Annotated in this window: 23 protein-coding genes; 12 read left to right on the forward strand and 11 right to left on the reverse strand. The window is 46.9% G+C overall.

Going from position 1 to position 24,770, the window contains the following annotated elements; translation table 11 throughout:
• Positions 1-3: 3 nt before the first annotated feature.
• Positions 4-525: a universal stress protein gene (locus IQ294_RS14960; RefSeq protein WP_203334865.1), complete on the reverse strand. Its 522-nt coding sequence runs from the start codon at positions 523-525 to the stop codon at positions 4-6.
• 634 nt (positions 526-1,159) lie between these two features.
• Between IQ294_RS14960 and IQ294_RS14965 the strand changes: the two genes are divergently transcribed.
• Positions 1,160-2,896: an ABC transporter ATP-binding protein gene (locus IQ294_RS14965; RefSeq protein ID WP_203334866.1), complete on the forward strand. Its 1,737-nt coding sequence runs from the start codon at positions 1,160-1,162 to the stop codon at positions 2,894-2,896.
• 2 nt (positions 2,897-2,898) lie between these two features.
• Positions 2,899-4,653, forward strand: a complete 1,755-nt coding sequence (locus tag IQ294_RS14970) for an ABC transporter ATP-binding protein (protein ID WP_203334867.1) — start codon at positions 2,899-2,901, stop codon at positions 4,651-4,653.
• Between the two features lie 446 nt (positions 4,654-5,099).
• Here the strand turns inward: IQ294_RS14970 and IQ294_RS14975 are convergent, their stop codons facing one another.
• Positions 5,100-5,303, reverse strand: coding sequence for a YheE family protein (locus IQ294_RS14975; RefSeq protein WP_203334868.1), 204 nt, complete (start codon positions 5,301-5,303; stop codon positions 5,100-5,102).
• Positions 5,304-5,372: 69 nt separating this feature from the next.
• Between IQ294_RS14975 and IQ294_RS14980 the strand changes: the two genes are divergently transcribed.
• From IQ294_RS14980 to IQ294_RS14990, 3 genes are all read left to right on the forward strand, one after another.
• Positions 5,373-6,530: a DUF445 domain-containing protein gene (locus IQ294_RS14980; protein ID WP_349291375.1), complete on the forward strand. Its 1,158-nt coding sequence runs from the start codon at positions 5,373-5,375 to the stop codon at positions 6,528-6,530.
• 12 nt (positions 6,531-6,542) lie between these two features.
• Positions 6,543-6,890 carry a YlbF family regulator gene (locus IQ294_RS14985; protein WP_203334869.1) on the forward strand — a complete coding sequence of 116 codons (348 nt, stop codon included), beginning with the start codon at positions 6,543-6,545 and terminating at the stop codon, positions 6,888-6,890.
• A 524-nt stretch (positions 6,891-7,414) separates the two neighbouring features.
• Positions 7,415-8,194, forward strand: coding sequence for an enoyl-CoA hydratase (locus IQ294_RS14990; protein WP_203334870.1), 780 nt, complete (start codon positions 7,415-7,417; stop codon positions 8,192-8,194).
• A 352-nt stretch (positions 8,195-8,546) separates the two neighbouring features.
• On the opposite strand, the gene IQ294_RS14995 is transcribed toward IQ294_RS14990, so the two are convergent.
• Positions 8,547-8,732 (reverse strand): YhzD family protein, encoded by a 186-nt coding sequence (locus tag IQ294_RS14995; RefSeq protein WP_203334871.1) that lies wholly within the window; start codon positions 8,730-8,732, stop codon positions 8,547-8,549.
• Between the two features lie 135 nt (positions 8,733-8,867).
• Between IQ294_RS14995 and IQ294_RS15000 the strand changes: the two genes are divergently transcribed.
• The 5 genes from IQ294_RS15000 to yhaM all read left to right on the forward strand — a co-directional run bounded on the left by IQ294_RS15000 (position 8,868) and on the right by yhaM (position 16,554).
• The gene (locus IQ294_RS15000) at positions 8,868-9,767 is read left to right on the forward strand and encodes an ABC transporter ATP-binding protein (protein WP_203334872.1); all 900 of its coding nucleotides are present in this window, start codon (positions 8,868-8,870) and stop codon (positions 9,765-9,767) included.
• Positions 9,760-11,007 (forward strand): ABC transporter permease, encoded by a 1,248-nt coding sequence (locus IQ294_RS15005; RefSeq protein ID WP_203334873.1) that lies wholly within the window; start codon positions 9,760-9,762, stop codon positions 11,005-11,007. The genes IQ294_RS15000 and IQ294_RS15005 overlap by 8 nt, the downstream gene beginning before the upstream one ends.
• Before the next feature lie 555 nt (positions 11,008-11,562).
• Positions 11,563-12,792 (forward strand): metallophosphoesterase family protein, encoded by a 1,230-nt coding sequence (locus IQ294_RS15010; RefSeq protein WP_203334874.1) that lies wholly within the window; start codon positions 11,563-11,565, stop codon positions 12,790-12,792.
• The gene (locus tag IQ294_RS15015; RefSeq protein WP_203334875.1) at positions 12,782-15,619 is read left to right on the forward strand and encodes an AAA family ATPase; all 2,838 of its coding nucleotides are present in this window, start codon (positions 12,782-12,784) and stop codon (positions 15,617-15,619) included. Before IQ294_RS15010 ends, IQ294_RS15015 begins: the two co-directional genes overlap by 11 nt.
• The gene (gene yhaM, locus IQ294_RS15020; protein ID WP_203334876.1) at positions 15,616-16,554 is read left to right on the forward strand and encodes a 3'-5' exoribonuclease YhaM; all 939 of its coding nucleotides are present in this window, start codon (positions 15,616-15,618) and stop codon (positions 16,552-16,554) included. The genes IQ294_RS15015 and yhaM overlap by 4 nt, the downstream gene beginning before the upstream one ends.
• Positions 16,555-16,611: 57 nt before the next feature.
• Here yhaM and IQ294_RS15025 read toward each other — a convergent pair whose 3' ends face one another.
• The 7 genes from IQ294_RS15025 to IQ294_RS15055 all read right to left on the reverse strand — a co-directional run bounded on the left by IQ294_RS15025 (position 16,612) and on the right by IQ294_RS15055 (position 20,869).
• Complete coding sequence (locus IQ294_RS15025) at positions 16,612-17,496, reverse strand: peptidylprolyl isomerase (RefSeq protein ID WP_203334877.1); 885 nt, start codon at positions 17,494-17,496, stop codon at positions 16,612-16,614.
• Positions 17,497-17,635: 139 nt separating this feature from the next.
• Positions 17,636-17,821, reverse strand: coding sequence for a hypothetical protein (locus tag IQ294_RS15030; RefSeq protein ID WP_144841077.1), 186 nt, complete (start codon positions 17,819-17,821; stop codon positions 17,636-17,638).
• Positions 17,822-17,880: 59 nt separating this feature from the next.
• Entirely contained in the window at positions 17,881-18,426 is a 546-nt protein-coding gene (locus tag IQ294_RS15035; protein ID WP_203334878.1) for a DUF3267 domain-containing protein, read from the reverse strand.
• Positions 18,427-18,524: 98 nt separating this feature from the next.
• A complete protein-coding gene (locus IQ294_RS15040) occupies positions 18,525-19,082 on the reverse strand; it encodes an HTH-type transcriptional regulator Hpr (RefSeq protein ID WP_203334879.1) in 558 nt (185 codons plus the stop codon).
• A gap of 142 nt (positions 19,083-19,224) precedes the next feature.
• Positions 19,225-19,671 carry a YtxH domain-containing protein gene (locus tag IQ294_RS15045; protein WP_203334880.1) on the reverse strand — a complete coding sequence of 149 codons (447 nt, stop codon included), beginning with the start codon at positions 19,669-19,671 and terminating at the stop codon, positions 19,225-19,227.
• Positions 19,672-19,798: 127 nt separating this feature from the next.
• Positions 19,799-20,329, reverse strand: a complete 531-nt coding sequence (locus IQ294_RS15050; RefSeq protein ID WP_203334881.1) for a tryptophan transporter — start codon at positions 20,327-20,329, stop codon at positions 19,799-19,801.
• Between the two features lie 108 nt (positions 20,330-20,437).
• Entirely contained in the window at positions 20,438-20,869 is a 432-nt protein-coding gene (locus tag IQ294_RS15055) for an HIT family protein (protein ID WP_203334882.1), read from the reverse strand.
• A gap of 735 nt (positions 20,870-21,604) precedes the next feature.
• Between IQ294_RS15055 and IQ294_RS15060 the strand changes: the two genes are divergently transcribed.
• Both IQ294_RS15060 and IQ294_RS15065 read left to right on the forward strand, forming a co-directional pair.
• Positions 21,605-22,354: an ABC transporter ATP-binding protein gene (locus IQ294_RS15060; RefSeq protein WP_203334883.1), complete on the forward strand. Its 750-nt coding sequence runs from the start codon at positions 21,605-21,607 to the stop codon at positions 22,352-22,354.
• Entirely contained in the window at positions 22,338-23,543 is a 1,206-nt protein-coding gene (locus tag IQ294_RS15065; RefSeq protein WP_203334884.1) for an ABC transporter permease, read from the forward strand. The genes IQ294_RS15060 and IQ294_RS15065 overlap by 17 nt, the downstream gene beginning before the upstream one ends.
• A gap of 43 nt (positions 23,544-23,586) precedes the next feature.
• Here IQ294_RS15065 and IQ294_RS15070 read toward each other — a convergent pair whose 3' ends face one another.
• On the reverse strand, positions 23,587-24,753 hold the full coding sequence (locus IQ294_RS15070; protein WP_349291376.1) for a M20 family metallopeptidase: 1,167 nt from the start codon (positions 24,751-24,753) through the stop codon (positions 23,587-23,589).
• Between the last annotated feature and the right edge of the window lie 17 nt (positions 24,754-24,770).

The following is a 24,770-nucleotide window of genomic DNA, read 5'->3' on the forward strand; positions in this document are numbered from 1 at the left end:
GTCTTATTTTACAACCAATACGGAGCAGGAAGCTTCCTTGATCAGTTTTTGACTGACCGAGCCGACGAAGAACCGCTGCAGTCCGGATTTCCCGCTGTTGCCGACCACCAGCAGATCAATTTTCTGTTCTTCGATAAAGGCGGGGATAGTCTTGGCAGCATTCCCTTCAAGCGCCAACACCGTTCCTTCTATATTCATCTCATCGAGTTGCTGCTGGATGGAATTATGCATTTGCTTAGAGAATTCTGATGGGCGTTCCATCGGTTCTTTTGGCACTCTGCTGCCTTCGTTTTCACCAAGACCGTATGGCATGAATTGTGCATACGTACTATCCACTTCAGCAGACGTCACAGGTGCTGAAGCATCCCCGGCATTCATGAAGCCGATGCTTTCCTGCATCTCTTCGTTGACATAGATAATCGAAAGCTGCAGTGCCGGAAAATCCTGTTTCAATTCCATCGCTTTATCCAAAGCGAGTTTACTGCCGTCTGAACCGTCATATGCGACTGCCATTTTCTTGTACATCATCTTCACCCCACTAGGATTTGCTGTTATTAAGAAAGTACCCGTATGGAGGAAAATAAAAACATTCGTTTGTCTTTTATCATATTATATTGAGCTATGAAAGAACGGTTCCCGTAAAGTCAACGGAGAAAGGGGGTAAGTCCGATGTAAATAGTAATATTTTGAGAAAATAAGTAATTAGTGAACGAATATTCTATTTTATTAAAATAATGTTGACAATTCAAAAAAGGCAGTGTTACGCTTGAGCTATCAAATTTGAAGGAATGGAGGTTTTGACGATGAAAAAAGTATTTATAAACACTGTGCCCAATTTCATATCTGCGTCAGGCCATCCTGTTTTTTGCCTTTGAATTTATTTCGTGACTAGAAATATTGGGACCGGTCTGAACACCTGTCCTTTTTTCGTGAGCGCATGCCGAGAAAAATTGGCATGCGCTTTTTTATGTGTCCAGACACCAGGGGACGCTTCCGTTTTATATGGATTTAACCAGCGTCAGCTGTTAAATAGGGATTAATTCCCAATAAAAAATGAAGGAGATAAGGAAAATGGAAAAAATCCAACAACGTAAAATTATGATCAAGGAATCGCTGGAAGGCGATTAGCTGAAATCGAAGACGAAAGAAGGAGTTATTTATGTTTGATGTATTATGGAAATTAAGATGGTTTTTTAAAGAAAATTGGCTTCGATATACGATCGCAGTAGGGTTATTGCTGATTGCGAATATACTTGAAATTATTCCGCCATGGCTGATCGGAGTCGCGATTGACTCCATCGCCCAAAACGAATTGACTTCAGAGCTGTTGTGGCAATACGTAATTGTGCTGGCTGTCGCGATGATACTTGCCTACCTCATTAATTTTGTGTGGCAATATCAATTGTTCGGGGGTGCCTATGTGATTGAGCGGCAGCTGCGCTCCAGTCTGATGGGACATTTCTTAAAGATGACACCCACATTTTTTGAAAAGAACCGGACCGGCGATTTGATGGCACGCTCGACAAATGACCTGCGTGCAATTTCAGAAACAGCCGGATTCGGGATATTGACGCTTGTCGATTCAACCTTATATATGGCCACTATCATCATCGCGATGGGCTTTCTCGTTTCCTGGGAATTGACCTTGTTGGCGTTGATCCCGTTGCCGATCCTGGCGATAGTCGTCCAGATTCTTGGCCGCAAAATCCATGAACGCTACACATTGGCACAGGATGCATTCGGTGACATGAATGACAGTGTGCTTGAATCTGTTGGCGGGGTGCGAGTCGTGCGTGCTTACGTTCAGGAGCGGTCATCCGAACAGCAATTTGCTGATATGACGGAAGATGTCTATGAGAAAAACATGGCTGTTGAGCGGATCGATGCTTTATTTGCCCCGGTCACGAAAGTGCTGACGGCGATCAGTTATATGATTGGTCTTGGATATGGCGCATTTCTCGTCGCTGAAGGGAAGATGACACTCGGCGATCTCGTGGCTTTCAATGTATACCTCGGGATGATCGTCTGGCCGATGTTCGCTATCGGGGAACTGATCAATATTCTCCAGCGCGGCAATGCGTCGCTTGACCGGGTTAATGAAACCCTTGAGTACAAAGAGGATGTCGTGGATCCACTGAAACCCGTGTTCGCGGAAAAACCCGAAAATATCGGGTTCCGTGATTTCAGTTTCACCTATCCGACTTCCAGTTCGATCAATCTGCAGGGCATCAACCTTTCGATGAACAGCGGGCAGACACTCGGCATTGTGGGGAAAACGGGAAGCGGAAAAACAACTTTCGTCAAGCAATTGATGAGGGAATACCCAGCCGGGCAGGGTTCGATCATGCTGAACGGCATCGAACTTCAGGATCTGACAAAAGATCAGCTGCGCGGCTGGATCGGTTATGTGCCCCAGGACCATGTCCTGTTCTCCCGTACGATCCGGGCCAATATCCTATTCGGTAAATCGGATGCGACGGAAGAAGATATTGCAGAAGCCTTGCGATTATCACATTTCACGAAAGATCTGGAAATGCTCCCGAGAGGCCTCGATACATTGGTGGGAGAAAAAGGGGTGGCACTTTCAGGAGGCCAGAAACAGCGTATTTCGATTGCGCGGGCGCTGATCAAAAACCCTGAAATATTGATACTTGATGATTCACTGTCGGCAGTCGATGCCAAGACAGAAGCGAAAATCATTGAAAATATCCAAGCTGAACGTTCTGGAAAAACGACGATCATTACGACCCACCGGCTGTCTGCTGTGCAGCATGCGGATTGGATCGTCGTTCTCGATGACGGAAAAGTCCTCGAAGAAGGAACACATGAAGATTTGCTGAAGAAAAATGGATGGTATAACGAACAATTCCTCCGCCAGCAGATTGAGGAGGTGTAACAATGACTACAGGAAAAAGATTATTACAATATGCACTGAATTTTAAAAGTGTCTTAATCACCGGATTGGTCTTCCTGGCAGTAGCGGTTGCCGCTGACCTTGCGACACCGCTCATTGCCAAGGAAATCATCGATAACCATATCCCTGCAAGAGGGGAAGCGGTCGATTTCAGGCCGATCGCCAATTTATTGGCTTTGTTCTTTGTGCTCGGCATCATCACCGCGATTTTCCGTTACCTGCAGTATATCCTGCTGCAAAAAGGGGCCAATAAGATCATCCGGAAAATGCGCAATGATGTTTTTGAACATGTGCAAAGGCTGCCGATCCGTTATTTCGATGACCTGCCGGCCGGTAAGGTCGTTGCCCGAATCACAAATGACACGGAAGCCATCAGGGAGTTATTTGTAACGGTATTGTCGCAGTTTGCGACCAGTTTCATGTATATGGCCGGTATTTATGCGGCATTGTTCTACCTGGACTGGCGCATGGCGCTGATCACGTTCATCATTGTTCCGCTGCTTTACGTATGGATGCTCGTCTACCGTAAGTATGCGGCAAAATACAATCATGTCGTCCGTGAAAAAGTCAGTGACATGAATGCGATGATCAACGAATCCATTCAAGGTATGACGATCATCCAGGCGTTTCGCCGGGAGAAACAGATGAAAGAAGAATTCGAAACGATGAACAATGTGCATTTCAAATTCCAGCAGAAGCTGCTGATCCTGGAAGCCGCAGCATCCCATAATATGGTGGGAATTCTGCGTTCACTTGTTTTCATCGCGTTCATCTGGTATTTCGGCGGGGCTTCCATGACCGGCAGTTCGGTTGTAACGGTCGGGGTGCTTTATGCATTCGTCGATTATATCATCCGCCTGTTCAATCCGATCAGCGGCATCGTCAACCAGTTTGCAAAACTGGAACAGGCATTGGTTGCTGCTGAACGGGTATTCCGCTTGCTTGACCGCAGCGGGGAAGATGTAAGTGATGAAAAAATTCCAAGATATCAAGGCAACGTCCGATTTGAGAAAGTCTGGTTTGCTTATAAGGAAGAGGAATATGTTTTGAAGGACCTCACATTCGAGGCGAAGCAGGGGGAGACCGTGGCCCTGGTCGGCCATACGGGTTCCGGAAAAAGTTCCATCATGAATCTTCTGTTCCGTTTCTATGATGTGTCGAAAGGGACCATCACCATCGACGGAGTCAATGTCAATGACATGCCGAGACAGAGTGTCCGAGAGCATATGGGGATTGTCTTACAGGATCCGTATCTGTTCTCTGGAACGATTGAATCGAATATCACATTGGGTGATAAACGGATCAGCCGCGAGCGGGCCATCAAAGCGCTTGAAGAAGTCGGAGGCGAACGGGTGCTGAAGCATCTGCCGCAAGGCATCGATGAGCCGGTCGTCGAAAAAGGCAGCACCTTGTCTTCCGGCCAGCGTCAATTGGTATCTTTCGCACGTGCCTTAGCTTTCGATCCGGCAATTCTCATTCTGGATGAAGCCACATCGAATATCGATACCGAGACGGAAGAAATCATCCAACATGCGATGGAAGTGCTGAAAAAAGGAAGAACGACGTTTATCATCGCTCACAGATTATCCACGATCAAAAATGCGGACCGCATCCTTGTGCTAGACCGCGGAGAAATCGCCGAAGCCGGTTCCCATGATGAACTGATGAAACTCGGCGGCACCTATTATCAGATGTATCAGATCCAATCAGGAATGTCTTCTGCCCAGAAAATCGGGTAGGGGACATTCTCTTTTTTGTTTTTGAAGGTGTGGAGAGGAATAATATACCGCTTCTGGATTTGAGAGCAATTAAGTAGGTTCTTGAATAAGTGTAGCAGTCTAATTTACTCGGGCGAATGCCCGAGTGAGCAAGCATTTTCCCAATTACATGATATGAACTGACCATCACTACAGAGAACTTCCTGAAGATATGTAGCAGAACAGCGCAGAAAACCGTACTGCTCCTGCGGCTTAGCGACGAAGCTAGCGCAGCGATGCAACGCACTTTCATGTCTCGAAGCTAGCGTTAGCGATGCAGAGACAGGAGCATGGGTTTTGGAAAGCGAAGCTGTACTGCGGAATATCGGTTACTGCTACTTTACTAGAGGCAATTGCTGTTATATTTTCCGTGCTTTACTTTATAATGAAGGGACGGAGAAGAAAAAGCGCTGAAACATATCAGCGCTTTAATCGTATACATGATAGAGCATAAGTTCATGGACCATCTTTTTGACAACCTCTTCATCCTCGGGCTGACGGATGCCCCAGGCAATCGTTCCGTCCGGGTGGTATTCTCCCGTAATGCGTTCATTTTTATAATAGAATGAAATATTCCAGCCGGGAAGCTGGGTGTTTTCGAACATCGGCGTAAATTTAAAATGCTGCAGCATGCAATTCCTCCTTTGCTATCCATTCCATTATAGGGGATAGCGTGAAAACCATAAAGACAAAAGAAGAGAGTGAAGATATTGAATACAATTTTGATCATCGGGTTGATGGCATTGATCGGTGCGCTGATCGGTGGATTCACCAATTTCATCGCCATTAAAATGCTGTTCCGACCTTATAAAGCCGTATACATCGGCAAGTGGCGACTGCCTTTTACACCAGGATTGATACCGAAGCGACGTGATGAATTATCCACGCAGCTCGGCCGCACCATCGTCCAGCATTTATTGACGCCGGAAACTTTCAAAAAGCGTTTTTTAAATGAAGGGATGCGCGTCAAAGCGGAAAACTGGCTGTATGATCAGGTGGACCGCCATGTATTCCAATCCTCCAACTCATTGAATGATTGGCTGGAATCAGCGGGACAGCAGGGAGTCTCGCAAAAAGTCGAGGCGAAACTGGATGAACTTGTGGATCGCCAGATTGTGTCGCTCCGTGAATATACGAAAGACAAGACAGTCCGGGAAGTACTGCCGGAAAATTGGCGGAATGAAGCAGAACAGAAAATGCTTGTTGGATTGAAATACGCCATAGATCAGGGCTCGGATTATTTTGCTTCTATAGAAGGTAGAAAAACAATCCGGACATTTCTTGATGAGTTTCTATCCTCGCGGGGCCGTCTCGGCAATATGCTGCATTCATTATTCGGGGAAGCACGGGTGCTGGTGGACCGGATCCAGCCGGAAATCATCAAATTCCTCAATTCGCCGCGGACTTTTGAGCTCTTGGCAACGCTCGCATACGGGGAATGGGAGAAGATCCAGGACCGGAAAGCGGATGATTTTCTGAAGGAATTCGATTTCGATCCAGCCATTGAGGCTGTAAAGCAATATGTCCGGGAGACAGCCGATATTGAAGGGCGGCTGGGGGCAACACTTGCAGAGACTTGGCCAACAGGGTTAGAATGGACAAGTAAAAACATTATCCCCCTTGTAGTGGAATTCGCTTTTGAACAAGGGGAGGTAAAATTGGAAGAAGCCTTGCAGAAGATCAACATGGAAGGCATGGTCAAAGAGCAAGTCGATTCTCTGCCGTTAAACCGCCTGGAAGAACTCGTTTTGGGGATTTCGCAGCGGGAATTGAAAATGATTACAGCGCTTGGCTTTTTACTTGGCGGCGTCATCGGCGTTGTCCAGGGAGTTCTCAGTCTGGCACTGAATAATATGTAGAGGAGAATTTTAATGGCAGTTAATATTTATGATGACATCAACAAATTGGAAAGCACGTTCCGTTCGACAGATGAGTTTCAAAAACTTGAGGCAGCGGTGGAAAACGTGAAATCCGATAACGAAGCGAACGAATTATTCAAAAGTTTCCGTGATCTTCAAATCACGCTGCAGCAAAAACAGCAGCAGGGTGAAGAAATCACGGAAGAAGAAATGATGGGCGCACAGTCTACTGCTATGGCAGCACAGCAGAACGAAAAGATTCTTGCGATGCTGGAAGCCGAGATGGGCCTCAGCCAAATGATCGAAGAAGTGAATCGTGTCTTGATCAAGCCGGTCCAATCTTTGTATGAAAGTATGTAATAAGAAAAGCGACGGCGCCCGTTAAGCCCTGACAGTCATAAGACGGATCAGTGGAGCGGCTTTCGCCGCGCAGCTGGGCAGGCTTATGAACCGAGGGGCTGGGCCGCCGGAGTCTGGACAGAGAAAAGCGACGGCGCCCGTTAAGCCCTGAAAGTCATAAGACGGATCAGTGGAGCGGCTTTAGCCGCGCAGCTGGGCAGGCTTATGAACCGAGGGGCTGGGCCGCCGGAGTCTGGACAGAGAAAAGCGACGGCGCGCGTTAAGTCCTGAAAGTCATAAGACGGATCAGGGGAGCGGCTTGAGCCGCGCAGCTGGGCAGGCTGATGAACCGAGGGGCTGGGCCGCCGGAGTCTGGACAGAGAAAAGCGACGGCGCCCGTTAAGTTTTGAAGGCATTAGTCGTAATAAGTTACGCTTTCTTCTTCATTAGAAATTCTGTGGAGCAAATTTAAAGGATTTTGGAAAAAGACACCGAATAAGTAAAGATGAATGACAATTCATTTTTACGAAAGGGTGTCTTTTTCTATGTATGAAACAATTCGATTGGAAAAACAGGGCCGCATTGGCCATGTCGTATTAAATCGTCCAAATTCCATGAATGCGATGAACGGGCTGATGATGAAGGAATTGGCTGACTGCTTCGAGTCTTTGCATCACGAGAAATCCCTGCACGTAGTGAAAATTTACGGGGAAGGCAGAGCATTTTCTGCCGGAGGCGATATTAAAGAGATGATGAATCCGGACAATCCGATGGACATTGATCTAGTGATGAAAGACATCAGCCGGCTGGCAAAAGCTCTTTATACGCTGCCGCAGGTTACGATTGCCATTATCCACGGGGCATCAGCGGGACTCGGATTCTCTATGGCTCTTGCCTGTGATCATGTCATCGCTGAAGAAAACAGCAAATTGGCCATGAATTTCATTGGCATCGGACTGGTTCCGGATGGCGGCGGGCACTTCTTCATGAAAGAGCGGGTCGGCGTGCCGAAAGCGAAAGAGATCATTTGGGCTGGACAAACGCTGAAAGCGCACGATGCACTTGCCAAAGGGCTGATAGAGGAAGTGACGGCTGAAGGGCGCGGCATGGAACATGCTGGAGCATATGCGGACGAGGTATTGGCCTCTCCAGTACTTTCGAAACTGGCGACCAAGAACATTCTTCATACATTGAAATTACATGAACTTGACCAGGTGCTCGAAATGGAGGCGGCGTCACAATCAGCGATGCGACGCACAAAAGATCATCTGGAAGGCATCCAGGCATTTGTCGAAAAACGGAAGCCTGAATTTTCCGGTCAATAAACAATGAAAGTGTCCCAGCAAATGCTGGGGCACTTTCAAGTTTATTGAGAAAGAATAAATGGGAATAATCGATATTTCACAAAATAACTTGGAAGATTTGGCCGACGCCTACTCACCATGAAGTCTTTGTTGTTTGGGTATCTCTCTTAGTAGCGCTTTCTGTAAAAAATAAGTTTTTTAAAAAGCCCCATTAAAAAAGCGGGTACCCCATTTCCGGCACAGTCAGTATGCAGCAGCAGGCAACTCCCTGCGGAACGCGTCTGCCTGGAGCGAAATGATTCTAACAGATGAAGTGTCCTGACTGCCTAAAAAGTGTCCTGGCAAAAAGCCTGGACATTTATTTATTGCCTGATTATGAATGGAACAGCAAGAGTTTGCCGGCCGGTGAAGCCAGCCGGTGCGTTTGATCGACCAAGCCTTTTTCGGTGAGCAGTTCCTGCCCTTTTTCTTTTGCCTGCTCATCAGTTTCAGCTGTAAAAGTTTCATCCAGTATCATTTTTCCAGTTTGTTCAAATGCCGTTAATTTATATGTTCTCATTCTGGATCCTCCCTTTCTGAATCGCTATTCATTTTCAGTATAAAGGGTTTTATTGCAAATGTCCTGCAATTGTTTGAAACATTTGCATATAATGGCCGTATAACTAGAAAGCAAACCCAGCAAGGAGGATATGAGATGACTTTGATCGTTGACCATGCAACAAAGAAGTTCGGGGATTTCACGGCAGTGGATGATTTATCCTTGAAAATCGAAGAAGGGCAGATGCACGGTTTTTTGGGTGCCAATGGTGCAGGCAAGACGACGACTTTCCGGATGATCCTGGGATTGTTGGATCCGACGCAAGGGAATGTGACCTGGAACGGCAAACCGATCAACTATGAAACAAGTCCATATATCGGCTATTTGCCGGAAGAAAGAGGTCTCTATCCGAAGATGAAAGTGGAAGATCAACTAATCTATCTCGCGCAGCTTCGGAAAATGTCGAAAGAAGAGGCCAGAAAAGAGACAGCTGTCTGGCTCGAGCGCTTTGAAGTACCGCATTATGCGGATAAGAAAGTCGAAGAGCTGTCCAAAGGGAATCAGCAGAAAATCCAATTGATCGCTTCGCTTGTCCACAAACCTTCGTTGATTATTCTGGATGAACCGTTTTCAGGGCTGGACCCCGTCAATGTCGGGATGCTGAAAAGTGCTATCCTGGATGTTCAGAAACAAGGAGCGACCATCATGTTCTCGAGCCACCGGATGGATCATGTCGAAGAATTATGTGATGATATGAGTATTCTCGATCATGGGAAAATCGTGGTTGGCGGGTCTATCAGAGAAGTGAAACGGAACTTCGGCAAACAGAATGTGCGTTTGAAAATGGATCAGGACTTGGCCGGTCTCAGCCGTTTGCCGGGCGTGGAAAAATATAAAGAAACAATCGATGGCGCCCTTTTCCAGATAACCGAGGAATCCACAGCCCAACATATTTTGACGGAAGCGATGAAATTGGGGCAATTGCGTCATTTCTCGATAGAAGAGCCGTCTCTGGAAGAAATTTTTATCGCGAAAGTGGGCAAGGCATATGCATAGTTTCTGGATCATCTTTAAACAGGCATTCATGACAAAAGCCCGCACGAAATCATTCATCATCACGACCCTCATTGTAGCAGCGGGATTTTTCCTGCTTGCCAACCTGCCGAATATCATTGATGCCTTTTCGGGTGAAGGTGGGGACAATGTGATCCATGTGGTGGATAAAAGCGGTGAACTGGTGGCGCAATTGCAGGCACAGCTTGAACAATCGGACAGTGAGATTCAGGCAATGCCGACGGATCTTTCTGAAGAAGAGTTGAAGCAAGGCATAACAGAAGGCACGATCGAGGCTTATTTAATCATGGAAGCCGGAGATGCTTTATCTGCCCGCTACGTTTCAGAATCAGCCAATGAAATCGGAGCCGGGAGAGAAGTTGAAAACGCTGTCCAGGAAATACAGACAGCATTGACAGCGGAGAGGCTCGGCCTCAGCGGAGCGGAAGTCGGAGAATTGTTCCTGCCGGTTAATTTCGAGCGGGAAGCCGTCTCAAACAGTTCAAAAACAGAAGAAGAGATGAGTCAGGCAAGAGGCCTTGTGTATATTCTCATTCTCCTTATTTACATTGCTGTCATCTATTATCCGAATATGATCGCCATGGAAGTGGCCAATGAGAAATCATCGCGAGTGATGGAAATCCTGATTTCTTCCGTTTCTCCGGTCAAGCACATGTTTGCGAAGATCTTGGGTATCGGCACACTCGGAATTGTCCAGATGATGATTTTCGGAATCGCTGGCTATTTTGCATTCAAAACGTCCGCTTCTGAATTAACAGAAGGATTTTTCAGCGTAATGGGCTTTTCTGATATTAAAGTGGCAACTTTCCTGTTTGCGGTTCTATTCTTCCTGCTGGGCTATTTCCTTTACGCGGTTCTTGCAGCCCTCCTGGGTTCGCTTGTGAGCCGGACAGAAGATGTCCAGCAATTGATGCTGCCGATGATGTTCCTGATCATCATTGCATCGCTTATCGCATTTTCAGGCATCAGTATGCCGGATGCAAATTATGTAACTGTTACATCGTTCATCCCGTTCTTTGCGCCGCTCGTCATGTTCCTGCGCGTCGGAATGCTCGATATTCCGATCTGGGAGCCGCTCCTGTCCATCGCGATCATGCTTGTGACAATCGGCATCCTGGGCTGGTTCGGCGCACGCGTCTACCGCGGAGGCGTGCTGATGTACGGTTCTTCGCAGTCGCTGAAAGACATCGGCAAAGCCATTACGCTTGGCAATAAAAAATAGGTAAATGGTTAAGCGAAGATGTAACGTTTATATACCGCTTCGGCACTTTGGACAGAGCAAAGATTATGCTCCTGCGCCCAGCTCGTCGCAAAGGAGGCGCCATCTTCGTATGGCACACCTTGGTTCCCACAATAAGCCGAGAAGACCACTCGTCTTATTGCTCCCCCCGGTCCTGAGGCGCGCCTTTGCTTAGGTCCACTTCTGGAGTTGAAGTGAAGCAGCAAAGACGTCCTACATTCTAAGCGAAGCGTTGAGCACCCACTCAGACGAAGGTCCGAGTTCGATTTGGAAACCACTTCAGCACGAGAAGGATTTCTTAGCTATGTAGTAAAACAGCGAAGACTCCTGGGGCTTTGCGACGAAGCTAGCGCAGCGATGCAGGAGCACGGGTTTTGGAAAGCAAAGCTGTTTTGCGGAATATCGGCTACTATAAGTTATTTATTTTATATTAATCTGAAAAACTGTTTGCGGAGAGATTTCTGCAAACAGTTTTTTTAATGGAAGTTGCATGGTAAAATTAGAACAAATATTCGCTTTCAGGGGAGAGGTCACAGAATGGCGCCTATACGTTTCATTCACACTGCAGATTTACATTTAGGAAGTCCGTTTACCGGGATGGCGGGGCTCGGTCCTGCACAGCGGAAAAGACTGGCTGATACGGTCTACCAGGCTTTTGACCGGCTGATCGATTATGCTGTCAGCGAACAACCGGATTTTGTGCTGATTGCAGGAGACATCTACGACGGAGAAGACCGGGCGCTCCGGGCACAGTTCAAATTTCAGCAGGGCATGGAACGCTTGTCGCACGCCGGCATTCCGGTACTGATCAGCCATGGGAACCATGATCATCTCGGTGGTGTCTGGAGCCGTTTTGAACTGCCGGGGAATGTCCATGTTTTTGGAGAGGGAGTCACTGATCATACATTCTTCGTTTCCGGAAGTTCTGTGACGGTCACCGGATTCAGTTACGGGGAGCGCCATGTAAAAGAAGCGCGAATTACGGATTATCCAATGGCTGACGGCCGTGCAGATTATCATATCGGGATGCTGCACGGCAGTATGGACGGCGATTCAAGCCATGCTGTATATGCCCCATTCCGTAAAGAGCAGCTGCTTAGCCGCAATTACCATTACTGGGCGCTCGGCCATATCCATCTCCGCCAGATTCTCCATCGGGATCCCTTCATTGTCTATCCGGGAAATATTCAGGGAAGGCACCGGAATGAAGCGGGAGCTAAAGGATTCTACGACGTGCGGCTGGATGGTCCGGAAACAGAGCTTGAATTTATCCGGACATCCGAGGTGAATTTCGATTCGCTGTATGTTTCGTGCAAAGGCATCCTCCATATGAACGAATTGATCGATGCGTGCAAAGCAGCCGCTGAGCAATACACAGCAGAAGGCAGCGCGGTTATCGGAGTTCTTCATCTGACAGAGCTGGATGCGGATTCCTCTGGATTGGTGGCTGAATTACCGGAATCTGCATTATTGGAAACGATCCAGGAAGCGCTGGAAGGGGATTCCATTGAAGCGTGGATATCACATATCGTTATCGAAGACACAGTCACCGAACGCGGCGTATCAGCAATCGGGGAGAAAATATCTTCGACGCTTTGCGGCTGGGAGCCGGCAGACTGGAAAAAGAATCTGAAAGACCTCTATCAGCATCCGAAAGCAAGCAGGTATCTTGTACCGCTGACGGAAGAAGTGATGGAAGAGGTAAAATCGGAAGCGATAACGAAAATACATAAAGCCATGAGAGCGGGGGAGACAGGTGAAAATTGAAAAATTGACGGTTTACGGCTTTGGGAAACATGAAAACCTGACGATACCGGTCCACGGGGCATTGGCTGTTTTTCATGGGCGAAATGAAGCGGGCAAAACAACGCTTCAGCAATTTATCCTTCAGATTTTATTCGGGTTTCCTTCCCGCAATCACACGGGCAACCGTTATGAACCCAAAGCCGGCGGAAAATACGGGGGACAGCTCCATCTGATGGATGAGCAATTCGGAAAAGTCGTGGTCGAACGGATTAAAGGGAAAGCGGCTGGGGATGTAACGATTTATTTTGAAGACGGTTCACGAGGAGCGGAACCGGAATTGAAAAAGATCCTCCGTGATTTTGACCGCGCTTCATATGAAGGCATCTTTTCGTTTTCCATCCACGAACTGCAGGGGCTCGACAGGATGACTGAAGAGCAGTTGAGCAGGACGCTGCTGGCATCCGGCACGACGGGAATCGATGCGATCATGCAGCTGGAGGCGGAACTGGAAAAAGAAATGGGGCTCCTGTTCAAAAAGGGGGGCCGCAATCCCCAGCTGAACAGTCTGGTCGATGAGCTTAGGCATGATGAAAAAGAATTGAAAAAGCACCGTGAACAGGCAGATTTATATGGTCCTTATGTCGGGCAGTTGAGACAACTGAACAGACAGATCACAGAAATGACGGAAAAGGAAAACCGGATGGCGGCACAACTTGCCGAAGCAGGGAAACAGCAGCAGGCGGCTCCGTTATACAGGAAGAAAAAGACACTGGAAGATCAGCTCTCGCAATTGGCGGTTGAATCGTTTCCAGCGGATGGAAGCAGGCGGATGGAGCGGATTTCAGATCAGATTTCAGAGGCGGCAGCCAAACTGAATTATTTATCGACCGAATTGGCTGCACTGCCTGCTGTGGCAGACACGTCATTTAATGAAGCCGGCCTGACGGAATTGATTGAAAAGGAATCCGAATGGCATCGGTTCCGTTCGGATTTCAGGGAAAAGGAAATGGAACGGGAGAAACTTCAAGAAGAGCTTCAGCAGCAATTGGGAAGGATCGGCATGCCGATCGGCGAAGCACTGCAATTTGATGTATCCCTCATCAATGAGGAGAAACTGGTGGGCCTTGCCTCTGAAGCGGAGAAAGAAGAAGAAAACAGCCGCTTCCGTGAACGGCAGCTCCAGGATGAAAAAAAGAAATTGATTGAAGCCGAAAAAGAAATGTCCATTCTGGAAAACATGGAGCCGACAGTAGAAGAGCGGAAAGCTGCAGAAGAATGGCCAACGCTCAAAGGAAGACTCGCTGAAGCAAAAGCGCTTCAGCGGCTGGGCAAACAAAAAAACAGCCCGCAGATTTCTTATATCCTCTTAGCCCTTGGGATTGCAGGGCTGCTCATGGGATTCGTCCAGGGAGATGCATTCGTTGGCATCTTGGCTATCGGAGCGGCCTTGGCAGGAACCTGGATGCTCTGGCAGAACCGCCGCAAAACGGATAATTTTGAAGGTACAGATGAAATAATCAACCGGTACGGGGGAAGGGAAGGCGAACTCGAGGCGATTCAGCAAAGGGTTGCTGACCATGATCGCAGAGTGGAAGAGACGCTTCGGGTGATAACTGCCTGTGATGGGAAAATCGCTGGATTGTCTGAGGAAATCAGCCATAAACCGGCGACCCTCGCCTTTGCCGATCATGTGCATCAATTGGGAATATCATCTGCGGCGGGCAGATCTACATTGATCGAATTGTTCAGGACCATTCGAAAAGTGCAGGAAATCCATGCCAGGCTGAAAAGAAATCAAGAAGCGCTGGCAAAAGCGGAAGACGAAGAAACCGAATGGCTCGAACTGGCGGCTGCCGCAACAGGGCGCATCGTCCAATCAGCAGATTTATATACGGTGCTCCGGTCAGTAGCGGAAACGGTTCGTGAACAACGTGAAACGTTCCTGAAACGAGCGGAAAAAAGAGAAACCTTCACGACGGAAATCGATCAATTGAACAGCTACCTGAACGAACTGGCTGCTGAAAGACAGAAGCTGCTGGATGAAAGTGGAGCAGCAGACACCGATCATTACTACCGGATGCATCTCGATTGGAACCGCAAAAAAGAACTGCAGCAGGAACTGGAGCTGGTGGCAAATCAATTGGCTGCGATGGATGCGGCGGAAGAAGACCTTGCTGCTGGAAGCGTACCTATAGAGATAAGGATCAGTGAACTGGAAACGGAACTCAAAGATCTAAAGGGGAAACGCAATCAGCTGGTGGATGACAGGGCAGAATTACAGCAGCGGGTGATCCATCTTCAGACAGATGAAGCCTATGAAATGAAGCTTCAACAGTTTGAAGAGAAAAAAGCGCATTTCAATGAACTTGCCCATCGCTGGTCAGTGAACAAATCGATTATGGAAGCAATCCGCGAAACGATGGCTGAGCTGAAGGATAAATCCCTGCCGGCAGTGCTGGATGGAGCGTGTCATTTCTTCCAGCGGCTTACTGGAAGTGCATACAGCACAATCGAAATCCATCCGGATGGTCATTTTGAAGCAGTCCGTAAAGATAACCAGCGTTTCCGCATTGCCGAATTAAGTCAGGCGACAAAAGAGCAGGCTTATCTTGCCCTTCGATTCAGTCTGGCTGTTTCCATGCAAAAGAGCCATCCTTTCCCGATCATCATGGATGATCCATTTGTCCATTTTGATCGCCTGCGGCTGCAGCAAGTGATAAACTTGATTCAAGAGCTGCAGGCGGATCATCAGTTCATATATTTCACCTGCCACGAAGAGATGTGCGCGGCCTGGCCGGAAGCACAGGTAATCGATGTGGCCAACACTGGAAGGAGTGTGTATTTATGAAAAAAGGCATTACCCAGCGGGCTGTGGGAGAAACAATAGATGAATTCCTGCTGATCAAGCAATCGGTCAAAGGCGTCACGACGACGGGAAATCCCTTCATGTCACTGGTCTTACAGGACAAGAGCGGGGATATCGAAGCGAAGCTATGGGATACAAAAGATGAACATGAGAAATTGTTTGCAGCTGAAACGATCGTCCGTGTAGGCGGAGAAATCCATAATTACCGCGGCAAAAATCAATTGCGCATCAAGAGCATACGTCCTGCAAAGCCGGAAGAAAACCAGTCCATCGGTGACTTGCTGCCGGCATCTGAAAAAAGCACAGACCAGCTTTTCGAGGAAATTATGCAGTATTTATTTGAAATGGAAAATCCTCAGATTCAGCGGATCACCCGCCATATCCTGAAAAAACATCAGCAGAGTGTGCTGACTTACCCGGCCGCAACAAGAAATCACCACGATTATGTATCGGGACTCGCCGATCATGTCGTTTCCATGCTGCAGCTTGGAAAAGCGCTGCTGGCGATTTATCCGACATTGAACAAAGATTTGCTGTATGCCGGCATCATTCTGCATGATATCGGAAAAGTCTTTGAACTGTCCGGCCCGATTGCCACGACGTATACCGTGGAAGGGAATCTGCTCGGCCATATCTCCATCATGGTGACGGAGATTTCGAAAACAGCCGACGAACTTGAAATCGAAGGGGAAGAAGTGATGCTCCTTCAGCACATGGTCCTGTCTCACCATGGCAAGGAAGAGTGGGGCAGCCCGAAACGGCCGATGATCAAAGAAGCGGAAATGCTTCATTATATCGATAATATCGATGCGAAGATGATGATGCTCGACCGTGCGCTCGAAAAAACGAAACCCGGCGAATTTTCCGAACGGCTATTTCCGCTTGAGAACCGTTCTTTCTACAAACCGAAGATTTAATGAGAAAACCCCCATTTCCGGTTGGAAATGGGGGTTAACCTTTGTCTTCATCTGTTTTTATTCTTCAACTGGAGCTCCAGCATTCATGATTTCATCCAATGCGCCTTCAAGATCTTCGTCTTTGATCTCCACTTTTGCATCTTCCATCAATTTCGCAATTTTAGGAAGCAATGCAGACTGATCGGATTTTTGCATCATAATTTCGCTGCGGAGTGCATCTTCCTGGCCTTCAAGCGGCTCAGCACCTTCAACATCGCGTTTTTCCAGTACCTGAATGATGTGGAAACCGAATTGTGAGGAAACCGGTTCGCTGATTTCATCAATTTCCAAAGCGTATGCTGCTTCTTCAAACTCGGGAACCATTGCACCGACACCGAACCAGCCGAGGTCTCCGCCTTGAGCAGCAGAACCGTCAGAAGAATATTCTTCCGCCAGTGCAGCGAAATCTCCGCCAGCGTCCAACTCAGCTTTAACAGTTGCAGCTGTTTCCTCATCTTCTACAAGAATATGGCGGGCGTTAAGTTCTGTGTTCTGACGGTCGTATTGCGCCTGAATTTCTTCATCAGTCACTTCGACGCCTTCAGTCAGCGCTTTTTCCTGCAAAAGGTTCAAGCGGATCACTTTTTCAAAGCTTTCTTCTGTCTGGTTGTTCTGAGCGAGATAAGCTTCGTAGTTTTCACCAAGTTCTTCTTTTGATTTATCAAGTTCTGCCTCTACTTCTTCATCAGAAACATCGTATGCATCGTCCAAAACTTTTTCGATCATCATGATCTGGATCGCTTGGTCGCCGATGGAAGTTTTCATTTCTTCATATAGATCATCTTTTGTAATATCTCCAACTTCAGAAGTTACAAGGACAGTGCTGTCTGCGTTGTCGTCGCTGCATGCTGCCAAAGCAAGTACTGATGCTGCCAAAGATAAAGTTAATACTGTTTTTTTCATAAATTCCGCTCCTATCTAACATTCTGGTTGCCGTAGTTACTATACCACAAACGTTATAAAATTAAAAAAGTTTCTTTTTGTTAGAAATTTCCCCGTCATTTAATTAAAAAAAAGCCTATGTGCCAAAAGGCAAATAGACTTAAGGGGTAAATTCTACGCCTACATATAGCGAAACAAGTAAGATTGTAATCAATATATTAATGGTACGGAATATTTTTTCGTGGTTTTCCTCTGGAATTTCCCGTGATGTTACCAGCGCCAAAGTCATTCGGTTGATTTGGAACAGGTAAAACACTGAGAACATTACTACCAATGCGATAATCATGAATTTCCTCCCCTCTGCCTTAGGTTCAAGTATAACAAATCAGGAGAGAAAATACAGGATTAACCGATTGTCTGCGGCACCAATATTTCAAAACCAGTTTCTGTTTCTTCAATCAGGGCATGTTTTGGAGCGCGGTGCAAGTGTCGCACATAGACCAAATCGGTCAGGCAAAGACTGCAATGATAAGCAAGAAGAATTGCGAAATAATGAATATAAGAAGGATAAAGTACACTCATTATAATTATCAGGCCATTCAATATAACAACGGGTGATAACAGGGCGAGCAGAAATCTGGTTTTAGGAACCGGTTCCTTGATATGAAGCGAAATACCCGGCAGCATGAACAGCTTTTTTTTCAAGATAAATTGCAGGCATTTCCGGCTGCCGATCAGCGGCAGGAAATGGAACATTTTATGAAGAGGGTAGACTGAAAGAATTGCCAAGACAAAAGCAATAAAATAACCGTCGGATAATGGAGAAGTATATAAAGAGTTCAGTAAAATATAAAATACAGTAAAAACACCCATTCCGGCTAATGTTGCAAAGGTGAAAAGACGGTGAAAGCCATATTCTTTTTTTACATTTATCGTTTTCCAGCAGTGCATGAAATGCATCCCTCACATAATGGTATTCTCGAATGAGTCGTTACATACAATACAACGATTATCCGATAAATGCAACCATGCAAAGCAAAGAAATTCAGTTACTTTTTAATAGCTTCCACAATGTGATTTTCTTCGTTGAATTTGGATTCGATATTCTTGAAGGAAGCTTCGAAGATCTCCATGAAATCATCCCCGTAAATCGAGCGTATGACAGCCATGACTTCAAGGAATTCAGGGAATTTCCCATACAATTCCCGCAATTTCAACGATCCGTCAATAACGGAATGAGGGGTGTCATGATACCGTTCAATCATTTCCTGCATGAGCTCCTCACCTTTTTCGGTAAGTTCGATATAGGTGTTGCGTTTATCCGTATCGCGTTTTGAAAATGCGAGGAATTCACGTTCTTCCAGTTTCTTGGAGAAGTTGAAAGCCGTTGAAACATGCATGACGCCGAATTTTGCCACATCGGAAATTGACGCGCCTTTCAAGTGATAGGCGATCCAGAGAATATGGTGTTCGTTGATATTCAAATCATAAGGCTTAATCCATAATTGCCAATCTTTTTCGACTGCCTTCCACAATGCTTTAGACAATTGTCCGATACGCTGGCTAAACATCATCGCTTCTTTCATGGAGTATTCCCGTTCATCCATCACAAGCACCTGCTTCCCGTAGTTTAAGATTTTCTTCATTATAGCAATAAAGTAAAGTGAATAAAAGTCCGAATAGTAAAAAAATTAAATAAAAAAACCGCCAAAAGGCAGTTCTTTTAATGATTTCCAATTATAAGTTCGATTATTCTGAAACTTTGCGCTCATTTTCTGATTCGATTTTATTATACTCTGGATTTTTAACCTGTTTTTTATCATCTTTATCATCATCTTTTTTATCTTTGCTGATGTTTTTCTGTAATTCTTCGATCGCATTCTGGATCGCCAGAATTTCCAGTTGAAGATGCTCTTTGGCGGGTCCTGTTTCTTCCTGCCATTTCTCCATCGATTGCTTCAAGCCGTCCATTGCTGCAGGTACTTGCGCCGCTGCTTCAGTCTTGAGCGTATTGATGGATTCTTTCAACTTGGCCACCTGTTCCTTTACATCTGCCAACTTTTCTTTCCAGTCCGAGGAAGTGGTTTTGACGGAAGTACGAAGTTCCTCGCCGGATTGTGGTGCTGAGAATAGTGTAGCTGCAGCTCCCGCAGCCATCCCTGTCGCAAGCCCTATAAAAAAGTTCGATGCTTTCATGTATAATGCGCCCCTTTCGTCCTATAAAGGTCTTTTCCTCTATTACCATTAATTAAAACATAAAGTTGAACGGCTGTTCAAAGAAAAAAAGCTTTCCGGCAAATAATATACCGGAAAGCTTTCTATATTATGCTGTCTGCGAGACAGCGGTTTCAAATTTTGATCTTTTCACCAACGTTATGACAATCGGATAGATTAGACCGAAAGCTACACTGTTGAATATCATCGCTGGGAGGACAACCGTCGTGAACAGGAGTGCGAATGGGATCTCGGCGCCGATCAGCAGAATGGCAGCCGACAGGAATATCGATCCTGAAAGGACTGTTCCGCCTGCGCAGAGCGCAATGGCAACCGGCAATTTTGCTGCCGCCTTCTTCAGGATGAAGACAAACGCGAGAAAAACAAAAGCTGTTATGAATTTATCAACGATATTCGGGAAGAATCCTCCAGGGAATGTTGAAAACAAACCGGAAATGACTCCCGTAGTAACTGAAAGCAAAAAAGTGGATTTCAAATTCGGGAACAACAGGATGCCCACAAACATCATTGTCAGCATGAAGTCAGGCTTCATACCGCCGTTAATCCCAGGGATGACAACATAAAGCGCCGCCCCGACGCTGACCAGCAGCGCCATCAGTACAAGATTCTTCGTATTCATTTCTCATCTCTCCTCAGCTCATGGCTATATTTTAAGTTTCTCCCGGCGTGTCCTCATGACCGCAAGCGAAAAACTTATATTTGATACTAAACGTTCCTGCTGACGAAATCAAGCCTCGGCGGCTAATTTATTTTTTACTTCTTCTGCCAGCTCCTGGATCCGCTCAGAGGTGAACTCTTTTTCTTTGGTGATCCACTTGGCCCCGAATCCATCCGTTTCGCCGTAGCGGGGAATGAAGTGAAGGTGGAAATGGAAAACGCTTTGGCCTGCTTTTGCGCCGTTATTATTGAGGAGGTTCATGCCTTCCGGCTGGAACGTTTCTTTGATGGCGGCGGCAATTTTAGGCGCTACACTGAAAAGACTTGCTGCTTCATCGGGTTGAAGATCATAGACGAATTCCCGGTGTGTTTTTGGGATCAGCAGGGTGTGTCCTTTTGATAAGGGCATGATGTCCATAAAAGCGAAGACATGTTCATCTTCATAGATTTTGACGCTTGGAATTTCTCCTGAAATGATTTTGCAGAAAATGCAATTCGTCATATACAACATCCTTTCCATTTTCTTCAGTCTATCATATTTCATTTGCAGAAAAAGAAATTGCCGGTGAATTTTGATACAATGGCTTTATGGGTTGAATGAAATAACTGTAGTAGCCGATATTCCGCAAAACAGCTTTGCTTTCCAAAAAACGTGCTCCTGTCTCTGTCCCTGTCCCTGCATCGCTAACGCTAGCTTTGGGACATGAAAGTGCGTTGCATCGCTGCGCTAGCTTCGTCGCAAAGCGCTGGTGGAGCAGTACGGTTTTCTGCGCTGTTTTGCTCCATATCTTAGAAAACCTTCTCGAGCTGAGGTGGTTTCCACAAGCGAACTCGGATCCCCGTCCTAGTGGGTGCCGGGCGCTGCGCTGAAACTGTAGGGAGTATTTGTTGTTTCACTCCAACTCTAGAAGTGGACCTAAGCGAAGGCGCGGCTCAGGAGCAGGCGAATGCCGAGTGGAGCAATAAGACGAGTGTTCTTAGTGTTCTTATCGGCTTATTGTGGGAGCCAAGGTGGTGCCATACAAAGATGGCACCACCTTTGCGACGAGCTGTGCGCAGGAGTATNAGTGTTCTTATCGGCTTATTGTGGGAGCCAAGGTGGTGCCATACAAAGATGGCACCACCTTTGCGACGAGCTGTGCGCAGGAGTATAATCTTTGCTTTGTCCATAGCGCCGAATCGGCGTATTAACGCAGAATTTTGATGTAATTTACATAGTAAGAAAGAGGTGTTGGATTTGGCTATATTGGAAGTGGAATCGTTAACAGGCGGTTATACGCGGAAACCGGTGTTGAAAGAGGTCAGCTTTTCAATCGGAAAAGGTGAGCTTGTCGGTCTGATCGGATTGAACGGTGCCGGGAAAAGTACGACGATCAAACATATTATCGGAATTATGCAGGCAAAATCCGGCGAAATCCGGCTAAATGGAAAAACGTTTCAGGAAGATATGGATGCCTATCGTTCGTCATTTTCCTACATTCCGGAGACGCCGGTGCTATATGAAGAATTGACTTTGCGGGAACATCTGGAACTTACAGCGATGGCATATGGGCTCGATAAGGATGCTTTCGAGAAACGTTCCGCTGCGCTTTTGAAGGAATTCAGAATGGAAAAGCGATTGAATTGGTTTCCATCTCATTTTTCGAAAGGGATGCGCCAGAAAGTCATGATCATGAGTGCCTTTCTTGTGGATCCGGATCTTTATATCATTGATGAACCTTTTGTCGGGCTTGACCCACTGGGCATCAAATCCCTGTTGGATCAGATGGAGGAACAAAAGAAGAAGGGGGCATCCGTTTTGATGTCGACCCATATCCTCGCCACTGCTGAAAAATATTGCGACCGGATCATTCTCCTGCATAACGGAAAAGTGCGGGCAATCGGGACAATGGACCAGTTGCGGCAAGAGTTCCAACTGCCCGATGCGACGCTTGATGACCTTTATATCGCGATGACCGAGGATGATGATCATGAAGAACCTGCATGATGTCTGGTCGAAACGGCTGCACCGCTACACATTGGAAGTGCAGAATTATTTCAAATATATCTTTACCGGACATATTGCGGTCGTCCTGTTATTTGCTCTCGGCGCTGCCGGCTATGCTTATAGTGACTGGGTGCAGGACGTGCCGCCCGATTTCCCGGCGGCTTGGATCCTGGCCGGCATTTTCGGCGTCCTGCTGGCCTACAGCCCGCCTTCAACTTTGTTGAAAGAAGCGGATATGGTATATTTTCTGCCGCTTGAAAGCAGATTGGATGAATTTTTAAAGCCGGCCCGGAGTTGGTCTTTTCTATCTCAGCTCTATTTGCCGATCATTGCCTTTGTCGTTTCTTTGCCGACGGTGAATGCCATCTATGGCCTGGAAACTTCTTATTTGATCGGTTTTCCGATTTTGGTGCTGATCATCAAATGGTGGAATATCCAGATCGAATTCTCTTACAGGAAAGCATTTTCCGGCCATCGAGCCTGGTTAGATCGCGCAGTCCGCTTCGTAATGGCGGGAGCATTTGTTTATCTCTATGTGGAAGGGCTGGTGCTGTTTGCCGGCTTGGTGCTGTTCGCTATGATACTTTACGGCAAATGGATGCAGAACCGTTCGGCCGGCTTGGCGTTTCCTTATGAGCATTTCGTCAGGATGGAAGAAAATCGGATGCTCCGTTTTTATCAGTTTGCGAATTACTTTACTGATGTTCCGCAGATCAAAGGGAAGATCAAACAGAGAAGATGGCTTAACTGGATCTATAAAATGATCGGCACTCAGCCGAAAGATGCCCATTATTATCTTGTCTGGCGGACCTTCATCCGGTCGGATGAATTATTCTATCTTTGGGTGAGGCTGACCTTGCTTTCGATAGCAGGTGCGCTTTTGATTCCCTTCACGATCGCGGCAGCCATTTTTGCAGCGGCGCTGGCTTTTGCGACAGCGATCCAATTATGGCAGGGATTGAATCAGACCCAGCATTTCAGGATGGATAATCTGTTCCCGCTGTCTTCTTTCAGCAGGCAGCACGCAGTCAGGAAGCTGATAGTCGCAGTCCAGCTGCTGCAGGCCCTGTTTGCGGCCATCTCCCTGTTATTTGCAGGAGCTTATCTGACCGCTGGGATTACCTTTGCCGTGATACTTGCCGTTTCAGCAGCGACAGTCTTTTTGGCTGCCAATAAAAAGAAGAAATAGAAAATCCCGTTTCCATGAGCAGATGGAAACGGGATTTTCATGTTCAGGGCTGCGCACCGAGCGCAGCGCTGCCGAGTGTTTTTGCAGCAATCAGCATGGCTTCTTCTTTGAAATCAAACTTGGGATGGTGATGCGGATACATTTCACCGTCAGGCATTGCGCCTGTCAGGAAGAAAGTGCCTGGTATCTTTTCGAGATAATACGCAAAATCCTCTCCGATCATGAGAGGAGGAGTGTTATATACTTCTTCCACACCCGGAACCTGTCCGGCGATGTCTTTCAGATACATCGTTTCCTCTTCATGGTTGACAAGAGGGGAGTAGCCGCGGGTATAGGAGAATTCATATGTACAGCCAGCAGCAAGGCAATTGCCATGGATGATGCGTTCCATTTCTTTTTCCATCAAATCCCGCGTCGCTTTATTGAATGTACGGATGGTGCCTTTCAAGACTGCCTGATCTGCAATAATATTGAATGGGTTTTCAGCGACGAATGAACCGACGGATAATACAGCTGATTCAAGGGGATCGACTCTCCGCGACACCAATTGCTGAAGGTTCATGACTATCTGAGAACCGAGAACAATGGCATCTTTTGTATTATGCGGCATTGCACCGTGCCCGCCGCGGCCTTGGATTTTCAGGGTGAAGCTGTCAGCTGCCGCTATGATCGGTCCTACACGGTAGTCGATACGTCCGAAAGGAGTCATGGACCATAGATGGGTGCCGAAAATCTTATCGACGCCATCCAGTGCGCCGTCATTGATCATCGACATTGCACCTCCCGGAACCAATTCTTCGGCATGCTGATGGATCAGGACATAGGTCCCTGCCAGTTCGTTCCGCAGGCTGTGGAGGATTTTCCCCAAGACCAATAAAGTAGCCGTATGGCCATCATGTCCACAGGCATGCATGACATTCGGTGCCTGCGACTTATAAGGAACATCTTTTTGATCCTGTATCGGAAGAGCGTCAAAATCCGCCCGCAGCGCGATCGTCTTGCCGGGCTTTGAACCTTTGATCGTCGCTACAACACCATTGCCGCCGACATTATGCCGGACTTCGACTCCCAATTGTTCGTAATAATGACGTATGTACCGCGCAGTTTTTATTTCATTGAATGAAACTTCGGGATGCATATGCAAATGTCTCCGGATATCGACCATTTCCGGATAAGCTGTGTCCAGTTCTGCATATAATTTCTTCAGCACCAATAGAACCCCTCCTA

Origin of the sequence: Planococcus beigongshangi (assembly GCF_016820495.1) — a bacterium.
GTDB lineage: Bacteria > Bacillota > Bacilli > Bacillales_A > Planococcaceae > Planococcus > Planococcus beigongshangi.